The sequence below is a fragment of the Undibacterium sp. Ren11W genome (assembly GCF_049340485.1).
In the GTDB taxonomy this organism is placed as follows: domain Bacteria; phylum Pseudomonadota; class Gammaproteobacteria; order Burkholderiales; family Burkholderiaceae_D; genus Undibacterium.
The window spans coordinates 70,853-83,137 of record NZ_JBMPPB010000004.1; the positions used below are offsets into that span (position 1 = coordinate 70,853).

A 12,285-nucleotide genomic window follows, 5' to 3' on the forward strand; every position below is an offset into this window, starting at 1 on the left:
GGATTCCTTTGGTTTTGACCCCTTTAGTTTTCTTTGTTTTTTGTTGGTTTGCTGTGGTTTTATGTTTGATGATTTTCCGTCGTTATTGTGCGATTGCTGGCCGGTGGTAGACCGGCGGCTACTTCCTTTTCTTGCTTCGCCAAGAAACGGAAGCAAAAGAAGGCGACGCAAAGTCGCTGTCCCTGCGGGATGCCCAATTGTGCAAGTCGTAAAATGGGAAATGAAGCAAACTCGCTGCGCTCAGACAAGCTTCACTTCTGATCCATTTTCCGCTCCGCACAATTGGCAGCGCCACATGCGAATTCGATTCAAAAGCCAAGTCCAAAGCCAAGTCCAAAGCCAAGTCCAAAGCCAAGTCCAAAGCCAAGTCCAAAGCCAAGTCCAAAGCCAAGTCCAAAGCCTAGTCAAAAGCAGAAGATTGCCGTCGCTTGATGTGCTTGAGCATTGCGTGCGTGGAGAGACGGAAGTCGCACTACGGATGTGTTGACTTTCGCTTTCCGCATCTGGCGCTGCCGCTTGTGCATGGCAGAAAATGGATTAGAAATGAAGCTGTCTGAGCCGCAGGCGAGTTTGCTTCATTTTCCATTTTTTGACCTGCACTGGCGGGAACCGCATTAAAAATCCCTCGGCATACACGCAATTGTCGAACAAATACGCAACAGAGGATGAGATTCGCCGATTTTTTGCAAACACCACGAACTTCGTCAATGTCCCCATCGAAGACATTTTCGCGATACTAGGTAGGCCTTTGGAGTATGACGACTGGGACTGGGGTCGGTTTGTCTATGAATGGAAGCGGCCAGCTCTTCGCATGCGCATGATTGCCCGAGGTGGAGTAGCCATGTACGTGGCAGAGCTAGATCCGCAAGACACGAGTCGATACGGTGCTACGCTCGTTGAAATTTGGGGCGATCCCTCTCCTTAAGCTGACGAAGTTGCCGACAAGGCAAAGGGGGCCGCATTACATTTAATTTTCAATAAAATTGTAAGGTGCAATGGACTTCATCTATTGCGCAGTATGAAATTTCTCAAGCATCCCTGCCAGCACGCATATTCCATGCGCTTCTTCAAGCACATAGGCCTGGGAGCCGCATGGAATATGCGCGCTGGGCTTGCTGCTTTTTGATTTGATGGCAGGCAGTCGTGCTCGCCCAGCTTGATGCACAAGAGAGTGCAAAGACCAGACGAAGAATCACTCAAAAGAAGCACTCAAAAGAAGCAAGAAAATGCTCAAGAAAAACACGCATAAAAAAAGCCCCTAAGCGTTTAAATTCTTAGGGGCTTTTTCTTCAAGCTGGTTAAGCTTGACAGTATCTGTGGCGGAGAAACGGGGATTCGAACCCCGGGTAGGCTATGAACCTACGCACGCTTTCCAGGCGTGTGACTTAAACCACTCATCCATCTCTCCTGCTGCTTTGCATGTAATGAACTAGTTCTCTACGTGCGAAGCTCGCTATTGTAGCAGAAATTTCTTTGAATGAAAGCCACTTGTTGCCTTGCCATCGCAAAAAGCTGGTTTTCTCTGGTGGTTTTTTGGTTTTGCTGGCCTTGTTGTCATCCTTGTTGGGCTCGCCCAGCGCACTATACCTGCAAATAAATTGGCTAAAAAAGCAAGATCGCTGGCGCGTCTGGGCGGCAAGCTTGGCTACACCCGTTATAATGCCGCTCCATGAACTTATTGAAAACACTCGCTACCATTAGTGGCATGACCATGCTCTCGCGCATCACCGGTTTGATACGCGATGTCTTAATTAACAGTTACTTCGGTGCCAGCGGCTGGACTGATGCCTATTTTGCGGCGATGCGGATACCGAATTTTTTCCGTCGCCTGTTTGCCGAGGGCGCGTTTTCGCAAGCCTTCGTGCCGATACTGGCGGAATACAAGAATAAAAAAGGCGATCAAGCCACTAAGGATCTGGTCGATCATGTCGCTACCGTGCTGGTGTGGGCGCTGCTGTTTACCTGCCTGATCGGGGTGGCCGGTGCGCCGATTTTTGTGTATATGTTCGCCTCTGGTTTTGCGGTCAATCCGGCCAAGTTTGAGATCACCGTGGTGATGACGCGCATCATGTTTCCGTATATAGGTTTTATCTCGCTGGTGGCGTTGGCTAGCGGTATTCTCAATACCTGGCGCGAGTTTAAGGTGCCGGCATTTACGCCGGTGTTGTTAAACCTGTCGTCGATCGCGGCTTCGCTGTTTTTGGCGCCGCATATGGCGCAGCCGATTTATGCGCTGGCCATTGCGGTGTTTGTCGGTGGCGTGTTGCAGATGCTGATACAGGTGCCAGCGCTGATCAAGATAGGCATGTTGCCACGCCTAAGTCTGAATCCCATGTTTGCCTTGCGCGACCCTGGTGTGATGCGGGTATTGCGCCAGATGGGGCCGGCTGTGCTGGCGGTGTCGGCGACACAGATCAGTATCTTAATTAACTCGACCTGGGCTTCGCATATGCCGGACGGCAGTATGTCGTGGCTGGCTTCGGCGGATAGGTTGATGGAGTTTCCTACCGCCTTGCTGGGCGTGGCACTTGGTACGGTGCTCTTGCCTAGTTTGTCGAAAGCCAATGCCGAGGCCGATACCGCCGAATATTCTTCCTTGCTCGATTGGGGCTTACGCTTAACTTGTTTGCTGGCGATGCCGGCGGCGGTGGCTTTGGCGACTTTGCCCGAGGCGCTGACGGCGACCCTGTTTCATAACGGTAAATTCGATGCGCATGCTGTGGCCATGACGGGGCAGGCGGTGACCTCGTATGGGGTAGGTTTGATCGGCCTGATCTTTGTCAAAATTTTGGCACCGGGCTTTTATGCCAAGCAGGATATCCGCACCCCGGTAAAGATTGCCATCCTCGTGCTGCTAGCGACCCAAGTCATGAATCTGATGTTTGTACCGTTTATCAAGCATGCGGGTCTGGCCTTGTCAGTTGGTCTGGGGGCTTGCCTGAATGCGAGTATGTTGTACCGCGGTTTGCGTCAGCGCGGTATTTATGTGCCGGAAGCCGGCTGGTGGCCATTCTTGCTGAAATTGGCGGCGGCCTTGACGCTGATGGCGGGCGTGGCGCTGGCGCTATCCGGGCAAGTTGACTGGATAGGCATGAAGAGTCAGAAGTTGATGCGCGCTGGGCTGTTGGGCGGGATTATTCTGGCTTGCATGCTGAGCTATTTTGTCGCTTTGTTTGCGATGGGATTTCGGGTCAGGGATTTCCGCAAAGCTAGCCGCTAAGCGGATGTGCATGGGGATATCATACCAGCGTTAGTTTTAGAACAAAAAAGGGGAAACAGGGGTGTTTCTCCTTTTTTTATGCGAGTCGCTTTATTTTTACAGTTGCACAATATAGGCGGCTTAGTAAAAATATCGAGCATGTATAGACAATGCTTGTAAAATTTACAAATGCATATCAAAATAGGCTTGAATTAACTAATCATTAAGTATATTAATGATTGGTTAATTAAATTTCAGTTTGCCCTGCTAGCGATCGCATAGTCTCGGGTTTTCTGGCGTTTTTCGTTTCACCTTTCTATCTCAAACTAAGCGCATTTACTGCAGCGGCGCTTAGCCAGCTCTTTGGCAAAGTAATTTAGCTTCTCAATCCTAAGGAAGAATAAATGAAATCGCTTCTCACCTCTCTGAAGATGTGGCAAAAATTTTCGATCATCGGCATTTTTGTCCTGGGTCTTTTTAGCCTGCCTTTCTATTTCTATCTTATTAGCATCAATAGTGATGTGGATGCTGCAAAGAATGAGCAAATGGGAGCCGCTGTATTACCTAAAGCAGTAAAGGTGATACAGATGCTGCAACAACACAGAGGTTTGAGCGGGGCGGTACTGGGTGGAAATCTTAGTTTTAAACCCGCACGTGAGACTGCGGCTGAGGGCGCGAACGCGGCGTTTGATACCTTACTTAGTTCGGAAAAATCTTTCCCCGCATTGAATCTTGGAGACAAGCTAAATCAGATCAAACAAAATTGGAGTGGTGTGTATGCGGATAAAGATCGCTTGAGTGCAGTCGAAAGCAATCTCCGTCACACTGCTCTGATCAAGCAGTTGCTAGAGTTTTTGGATGAGTTGATGGATGTCAGTGGACTCACCTTGAGCCCGGATGGCGCATCGTTTTTCTTGATGAGCATGGCCAGTAATACCATGCTTGGCCTGAATGAGGACCTGGGCCAATCTCGAGCCGCGGGTGCCGTCGCGTTGGCCAAAAAGCAGTTATCAACGAACGAGCAAGCCAGCATAATTGCTTTGCAATTTAAGATACGTACCAAGATAGAAAAGAATAAGTTAATGTTTTCTCGGTTGTTGAAAGTCGCGCCAGAATACCGTGAGCTACTTGGGCCTACTTTACAAAAACAAGACTTAATTAGCTTGGAGGCGGTTAAGCTGATTCAGGAGGAGATTCTTGATAACAATAAACTAGACTATGACGCGCAAAGCTATTTTCAAAAGCTCAGTGCCAGTATCGACGGCAATTACGAATTTGAAAAAATGCTGACAGATACCTTGCTTCAGACAACCGAGGCACGTTTCCATCAAAAAAAATTGAACAGGATAATCACTGTGGGGATTTGCCTGTTCCTGTTAATGCTAGTCGCCTTTTTGTCCTGGTATATGATCCGATCGGTTATTCGGCAAGTTGGGCAGGAGCCAGGTGATGTGGTCGATTTTGCAGCGCAAGTCGCTGGCGGAGATTACGCAGCAAGCATCGCCTTACATGGTAATGATACGACCAGCATCGCCGCCAATTTAATGGCGATGGTCGAGACGATTAGAAACCGCACTGCAGAAGCGGCTAAAACCGCCGCAGAAACACTGCGCATCAAGATAGCACTGGACAACGTTGCCACTAACGTCATGATCGCTGACACCGATCGCAACATCATCTACATGAACAAATCCATCGTCGAGATGTTAAGTGCAGCGGAAGCCGATGTTCGCAAGGCACTGCCGAATTTTAATGTCTCCAAACTGATGGGGGCGAACATTGACCAGTTCCATAAAAACCCGGCGCACCAAAAGAACCTGTTAGCCAGTTTTAACAGCAATCACAAAGCCCAGATCAAGGTAGGCGTGCGCACCTTTACCTTATCGGCCAATCCTGTCATCAATGATGCCGGAGAGCGTTTAGGCAGTGTCGTTGAGTGGGGCGACATTACCGAGCAGCTAGTCACCCAAGAAAACGTGGCGGCACTCGCCTCAGAAAACATGCGTGTCAAGATCGCGCTCGACAACGTCGCCACCAACGTCATGATCGCCGATACCGATCGCAACATCATTTACATGAATAAATCCATCATTGACATGCTCACCAAGGCAGAATCTGATGTGCGCAAGGTACTGCCGAATTTCAACGTGGCCAATTTGATGGGGTCCAACATCGATCAGTTCCATAAAAATCCGGCGCATCAGCAGCAGCTGCTTGCTACCTTTACCACTAACTATAAAGCACAAATCCAGGTTGGCGTGCGCGACTTTACGCTCTCGGCCAACCCGGTCATCGACCATACTGGCGCACGTCTTGGCAGCGTCGTCGAATGGGCCGACGTTACCGAGCAACTGATCACCCAAAAAGCAGCAGAACAACTAGCGGCAGAGAATTTACGTATCAAAATAGCGCTAGACGGTTGCGCCACCAATGTCATGATCGCTGACAATGAACGCAACATTATTTACGCGAATAAATCGGTGGTCGATATGCTCAGCAACGCAGAAGCCGATCTGCGCAAAGTGTTACCTACTTTTAGTGCATCACGATTAATCGGCTCGAATATTGATCAATTCCATAAAAACCCCGCCCATCAAAAGAACTTACTCGCCACCTTTACGAGTAACTACAAGGCGCAAATTGTGGTGGGTGTACGCACCTTTGCTTTGTCGGCCAATCCCGTCATCAATAATCATGGCGAACGTTTAGGCAGTGTGGTCGAATGGCTGGATCGCTCAGCCGAAGTGGCAGTAGAAAAAGAAGTCGGCAATATCGTCGAACAGGCAGTCAACGGCAACTTCACCACAAGGCTGGTTGAAGAAGGCAAAACCGGCTTCTTCGCGAAACTTAGCAGCGACGTCAACCGCTTGATGGAAACCAGTGATCAGGGTCTCAACGAAGTGCTGCGGGTACTCGGTGCCCTGGCCAAAGGCGACCTGACTGAAACCATAGAAAAAGACTACCAGGGAACCTTCGGTGCCTTAAAAGAAGCCAGTAATGAAACCGTCGACCGGCTGTCACAAATCGTCACCGACGTCATCAACGCCACCGATGCGCTCTCTAACGCGTCTGAACAAGTCTCGGCCACCTCACAAGCCTTATCGCAAGCGGCCAGTGAACAAGCCGCCAGCGTCGAAGAAACCAGTGCCAGCATAGAACAAATGGCCGCTGGGATTAACCAAAATGCCGAGAACGCCAAAGTCACTGATGGCATCGCCGGTAAGGCATCCAAAGAAGCCATAGAAGGCGGTGATGCTGTCAAACGCACGGTCTCGGCCATGAAAGAGATCGCTTCTAAAATCGGCATCATCGATGACATCGCCTACCAGACCAATATGCTGGCCTTAAACGCGGCGATAGAAGCGGCGCGCGCGGGTGAACACGGTAAAGGTTTTGCGGTGGTAGCGGCCGAAGTGCGCAAACTGGCAGAACGCAGCCAGATCGCCGCAAAAGAAATCGGCGACTTAGCCAGCGGTAGCGTCAAGACCGCCGAGCGTGCCGGTGAACTGATCGATGAAATTGTGCCAGGCATAGGTCGCACCTCGGATCTGGTGCAAGAGATCGCCGCCGCCTCGCAAGAGCAATCTGCCGGGGTAGGACAAATCAACACGGCCATGAACCAGATGAATCAGATCACGCAACAAAATGCCTCATCGAGTGAAGAACTTGCCGCCACCGCAGAAGAAATGACCAGTCAGGCCGAACAGTTAATGGAATTGGTAGGTTTCTTTAACCTGGGACAGCAAGGAAAACCCAACCGTCAGAGCGGACCAGAGACCAGGCCTGCCAAACGTCAAAGCTCACCAAAACACAGCAGGACGGTCGCCAATACGGTCACCAATACCGGTTTTGACGACGCCAAATTTGAACGATTCTAGGAGCGACCATGGCTAGCAATACAGGATCAATGGCAGCAAAGAGAGCTGAAACGCCGGCGGAAACGGCAGCCAGAGCGCAACTGGAAGCGGTGCGTGGCTAAAACCTAGATTTCAGTCACATCAGTATTGCGTCACTTGATTGAGGTTATCGAAGCAAGTGATCTGTGCGGTGCTAAGGCCTAATTTAATTGAATCGTCGTCGATTTTGATTTGCCGCTGATTGACTAGAATACGCATTTTCGCCAGCAAGTCGGCATCGTGTAGCAGGCAGCCTAGCTCACTCCAGACGATGGGCTTGCTGCCGGGTGTTTGCTGCTGTAATGCGACTAAGACTGCGGGCGGGAAGCCCCAGCGTTGCGCGATCCGGTAAGACAGGGTTGCGGCGACCGATGTAAAGGTTTGCTGAAACGCCCGCGAATAAGAAAATTTTGGCTGCTCACACACTTGGTCGAGCAGGCGAAAAGCGATGATCAGCCCGACATTTTTAATCATGCCTGTCAGGAAGGCCTCGAACGGGTCACAACCAATGGCCAGATCACGACAGGCGATCGCACATTTTTCTGACTGTGCCCAGATATGCGGCGCGGCGCGGCGTGTGTATAGCCCGGAGTTCAGATTGATGATGGGGCGAAAGGCGACTTTTGCGATCAGCAGGCGCAGGCCATCTTCGCCTAGCATCATCACCGCGTTTTCCAGACTATTGATACGATCTGCCGGGTTGTAGAGTGCGCTGTTGACTGCATTGATGACTTCGCCGACCAGTACCACGTCTTTGACAATCTGGCGCGAGATCTCGCCATTTGAGACGCTGCGACTGCGCAAGCTGGCCAGCAATTGCGGAATGATGGACGGCACACGCGGCACCACTGTGGCATCGTTAAGATCAGAGCTCAGCAAATTGAATAAGGCTTGCAGAACTTTTTGTTCTATCTCTAAATTACAGCCTGCGCCGGGGTTGGCCATGCTCCAGTCGAAAAATAGACTGTCTATCGGTAGTAGCGGCTTCCAGGGCGTAAAAATTTGTGGCCCGGATGTTTTCGTGATCCCGGGTATCTCGCTTGCGAGATCGCTCAGCGCTGTTGCGGGTGACTCAGGCGTTTGCGGCTTTGCGCTCAGGCTTGTGCTAGTTTTGTCGATCTCAATGTTGCTAATTATGGAGGCGGTCGGGGCGGCCGGTTCTGGCTGCTGGATCACTTGGGTTTGCGGCTCGGGATCGCTTGTGCTCGAAAAGAGACTGAAGAATTTTTGTAGGGTAGTTCTCATGGTATCCCATCGCGTAGATTTTCGACTTATTGCAGCCCATGTACTCCACCACGACAGCGCATTCTTGTGGACAACAAAACGATAGCACGACTTGGTCAGTGTTTTTCCGAAAATTGCGCTTATTCTGTCTTACGCTTTATATTTGTTACGCGCATGCACAATGATTAGCGACGTGAGAGATACGTGATAGATACGTGATAGATACGTGATAGATACGATACAGTTCATCAGCGAGACGAAAAAAAACCTGCGAAGACTTAGTCATCGCAGGTTTTTATCATCCGCGCCATCTGCATGGCGTAGATATCAGGCTAGCTTACGCCAGGTTGGCGTTGGCAAAATCCCAGTTAACCAAAGACCAGAATGCTTCCAGATATTTTGGACGTACATTGCGATAGTCGATGTAATAAGCGTGCTCCCACAGATCGCAAGTGAGCAGCGGTGTGTCGGTTGTTGTCAAAGGTGTGGCTGCGTTGGATGTATTAACGATGTCCAAAGTACCATCAGCTTTTTTGACTAACCAAGTCCAGCTAGAACCAAAATTACCTACGCAAGATTTAGTGAATGCGTCTTTGAACGCATCAAATGAACCCCACTTGGCATTGATCGCATCGGCGATTGCGCCAGTTGCTGCACCGCCACCGTTAGGCTTGAGACCGTTCCAGTAGAAAGTGTGATTCCAGATTTGGGCGGAATTATTGAAAATACCGGCAGAAGATTTTTTGACGATCTCTTCTAACGTGGCGTTTTCGAACTCTGTACCCTTGATCAGGTTGTTCAGATTTGTCACATAGGTCTGATGATGCTTACCGTAGTGATATTCAAGAGTTTCTTGGGAGATATGTGGAGCCAGAGCGTCCATTGCATAGGGCAGTGCCGGTAGGGTATGTTCCATAGTGCATCCTTGGTTTTGATTACGGTGGGCTGTCGTTCCAATATCTGAAACGCTAAAGTCAGCATTGTAAGCGTTTGTGCAAATACTTGCAGCAAACCCTTGATTTTATGGCAGCGCTTGGTCTCGGCAGGACTAGTTTATTGTCCTGGCTAACTTTGTTCAGCAGTGATCGCTAGCGTGCTCTGGACTGAACTAATTCCCAATTCGGCATGGTCAATAGCGGTGCGCAAATGCAGCACACTATGTGGCTTGATCTCTGCGCTTGAGCGTATCAGCTTGCCCTTGTGATCGCTCAGGATTACATAACCACGTTCTAGGGTGCGCTGAGGATTGAGTAATTCTAGTTGCGCTTGCAGGTGCGTGAGCTCACTTTGCCGTTGGTGCAGATGACGTAGTCTGGCCTCTGTGAGGCGGCGTTGTAGTGCTTGCAGGTGCAGGCTGGCAGTAGCGCTGTCTGGGCGCTGTGCGCTTAGGCGTGCGCGCCATTGGCCAAGTATTGTTTGCGCTTGTTGCAATGGCATATGGCTGGCGTAGCGCAGGCGTTGCGAGCAGTTTTGTAATTGCAGTCGCTTACTGGCGATCGCTGCGCCAGGACTGAGCAAGCGGCGAGCAGTCCAGTCCAGGTTTTGTGCCTGCGTCGCCAGGCTTCTTTGCATAGCGCGCTGCAAAGAAATTTGGATTAGTCTGAGTTGCGCTAAAAAATCGCTGCGTGCGCCAGCGGCAAGTTCGGCGGCGGCAGTGGGGGTTGCTGAGCGTAAGTCGGCGGCAAAATCGGCGATCGTGAAATCGCTTTCGTGTCCGACCCCGCTAATCACCGGCATGCTGCAATGGGCGATCGTGCGCGCCACAATTTCAGCGTTAAACGACCAAAGATCTTCTATGCTGCCACCACCACGGCAGACCAGCAAGACATCGCATTCTTCCCGCGCTGACGCGGTGGCGATGGCTTGGGCAATTTTATCGGCTGCGCCTTCGCCTTGTACCGGGGTCGGATACAGTATCACTTGCACGTGCGGGGCGCGGCGACCCAAGGTAGCTAGGACGTCGCGCAAAGCGGCCGCTTGTGGGCTGGTGACTATACCTATGCATCGCACAAACGAGGGAATGGCGCGCTTGTTTGCCGTATCGAACAAGCCTTCGCTCGCCAGTTTGGCTTTTAGTTGCAAAAAGGCTTCGTACAGATTGCCAACTCCGGCGCGGCGTATTGCCTCTACATTAATTTGATAATCGCCGCGCGGCGCGTACAGGCTGACCAGGGCACGTACTTCGACCTTGTCTCCTTCGCGTGGGGAGAAGGCGGCGTATTGCGCACGGCCACGAAACATCACCGCTTTGACCTGCGCCGCACTGTCTTTTAAGCTGAAGTACCAATGTCCAGAGGCGGCTCTGGTGAAATTAGAGATTTCACCAGAGATCCAAGTTAACGGAAAATTGCGTTCCAGCAATTGCGCCACGGCCTGGTTGAGTGCCGAGACGGTAATCACAGGGCTGGCGGAAGATGGATTTGAGAAGCTGGATTCAGAATTCATAAGGGCTGCGGGGCAAAAGCTGTCCACAATAGCGTGGAATGCTCGCTAGGATGTCATCAAGCCCGGCTGATGTCAAAAAAAACTTAGGAAAATATACTAAGTGCTTGATTTTTATAGCTAAAGCTATTTAGCGTATCCATAGCTCAGTATCATAAAAACCTTATGTATCAAACACTTGGCGGCTGGCAAGCGAGCTTGTGCACAAACTTATCCACAGAAATCTCGAAAATAGTTGGGTTAAACGTCGCCGTAATTTTGAATAATTACCTGCCTCATTTTGTTGCAATGCAATAATATTGAACAAAATCAAAGACTTAATCCTATACGCAAGCTTTGTACACAATCTTGTCCACAAAATATGTGTGGAAATGATGTGCTTAAATTGGCTTACTTTCTTTTTAGTTAATTTTTTTGTGGATAAATACCGATTTATCCGCATTGTTTAATTTTAGGGCAGCGCATAAATACCGATTTAAATCATGCGCTTAAAATTATTTAGTGGTTTTTTTGGGGACTTTATCCACAGAAAATGTGAAGAACTTTTTTCTTCTAAGGATGAAGAGTAATAAATTATATATTTAATATTTAAAAATTGAAAAAGTGCATAGATGCATGATTCTTGAGCAGGAGATTAATAGTGATTAAAATCAACTACTTATCTATTAATAATGCCTTTGTACACAATCTTGTCCACAAAATATGTGTGGAAATGCACGGACCTGCATCTCGCGCCTGAATTTCTTTATGGAAATAATATTTTATAAAAAACAGACGGACCTGCTTAAAATCTTGGCAGTCATTAAATATTGATTAAAATCATGGGTTTAGCATTTTAAATTCCGTTTGCGCACAATCTTATCCACAAAATATGTGCAAACTTTTGGAAAAAGACTATTTTTAGGTTTTCGCTCGATTGGCCTGAATGCCTGCAGAAATCTGCATCTCTTCACTGCTTAAATCGAAGGCATACGGAAAATAACGAATGAAATCAATGATCTAACATGTAAGCCCAGGCTTTTGCACAATCTTGTCCACAAAAAATGTGCAGAATCTTATGCATATCCTCGACCGAAGGTGATTTGTTTGGTTATTTTTGCTTTTTACGCAATTAAATGTGCTAATTCCGGCACCTGCCTGTTTTCTAAGCGACTAGTAAATACGCTTATAAATCAGAGCTTTATCCTTAATTCCAAGAATGCTGCACAATCTTATCCACAATAAATGTGAAAAACTTTGTGTCAGCGATGGCGGTAGCTATTTAAACCCATATTTGCTCAATTTAGTGGCTCAAACTGGGGTGTTGCCACATTCTTGAGCAGAGATGAAATGCTGATTGAAATCAATTGCTTAGCAATGTGTTCTTGGCTTGTTCACAATTTTGTCCACACAAAGTGTGCAAAAACAGAGCCGAGTATGTGTCTTGAGTTGCTCGTGATGTCTAGAATTTTTCGTATGCGACGCTGATTACTTTTGTTGCAGGCGATTAATTGGTATATAAATCAAGCGCTTAGCCTAGGTTTG

General features: G+C 48.9%; 5 protein-coding genes, 1 tRNA gene and 1 pseudogene. 3 read left to right on the top strand and 4 right to left on the bottom strand.

The features are described 5' to 3' along the window. Nucleotides 1-1,317: 1,317 nt before the first annotated feature. Nucleotides 1,318-1,408 (bottom strand) — tRNA-Ser (locus ACO0K8_RS10990). A gap of 88 nt (nt 1,409-1,496) precedes the next feature. On the opposite strand from ACO0K8_RS10990, the gene ACO0K8_RS10995 reads away from it, so the two are divergent. The 3 genes and pseudogenes from ACO0K8_RS10995 to ACO0K8_RS11005 all read left to right on the top strand — a co-directional run. Then, nucleotides 1,497-1,673: a hypothetical protein gene (locus ACO0K8_RS10995; protein WP_422946706.1), complete on the top strand. Its 177-nt coding sequence runs from the start codon at nt 1,497-1,499 to the stop codon at nt 1,671-1,673. Next, nucleotides 1,670-3,220 carry a murein biosynthesis integral membrane protein MurJ gene (gene murJ, locus ACO0K8_RS11000; RefSeq protein ID WP_422946707.1) on the top strand — a complete coding sequence of 517 codons (1,551 nt, stop codon included), beginning with the start codon at nt 1,670-1,672 and terminating at the stop codon, nt 3,218-3,220. Before ACO0K8_RS10995 ends, murJ begins: the two co-directional genes overlap by 4 nt. A 1,529-nt stretch (nt 3,221-4,749) precedes the next feature. Next, nucleotides 4,750-6,156: pseudogene (locus ACO0K8_RS11005) on the top strand (PAS domain-containing protein); the annotation flags it as partial. Nucleotides 6,157-7,197: 1,041 nt separating this feature from the next. Here ACO0K8_RS11005 and ACO0K8_RS11010 read toward each other — a convergent pair. The 3 genes from ACO0K8_RS11010 to xseA all read right to left on the bottom strand — a co-directional run bounded on the left by ACO0K8_RS11010 (nt 7,198) and on the right by xseA (nt 10,764). Further along, entirely contained in the window at nt 7,198-8,340 is a 1,143-nt protein-coding gene (locus ACO0K8_RS11010) for an HDOD domain-containing protein (protein WP_422946708.1), read from the bottom strand. A 316-nt stretch (nt 8,341-8,656) separates the two neighbouring features. After that, the gene (gene sodB / locus ACO0K8_RS11015; protein WP_422946709.1) at nt 8,657-9,235 is read right to left on the bottom strand and encodes a superoxide dismutase [Fe]; all 579 of its coding nucleotides are present in this window, start codon (nt 9,233-9,235) and stop codon (nt 8,657-8,659) included. Nucleotides 9,236-9,384: 149 nt separating this feature from the next. After that, entirely contained in the window at nt 9,385-10,764 is a 1,380-nt protein-coding gene (gene xseA / locus ACO0K8_RS11020) for an exodeoxyribonuclease VII large subunit (protein ID WP_422946710.1), read from the bottom strand. Nucleotides 10,765-12,285 lie beyond the last annotated feature (1,521 nt).

Coding starts and splice junctions, on each gene's coding strand:
- murJ (WP_422946707.1), top strand. CDS start 1,670: ATGAACTTATTGAAAACACTCGCTACCATTAGTGGCATGACCATGCTC.
- ACO0K8_RS11010 (WP_422946708.1), bottom strand. CDS start 8,340: ATGAGAACTACCCTACAAAAATTCTTCAGTCTCTTTTCGAGCACAAGC.
- sodB (WP_422946709.1), bottom strand. CDS start 9,235: ATGGAACATACCCTACCGGCACTGCCCTATGCAATGGACGCTCTGGCT.
- xseA (WP_422946710.1), bottom strand. CDS start 10,764: ATGAATTCTGAATCCAGCTTCTCAAATCCATCTTCCGCCAGCCCTGTG.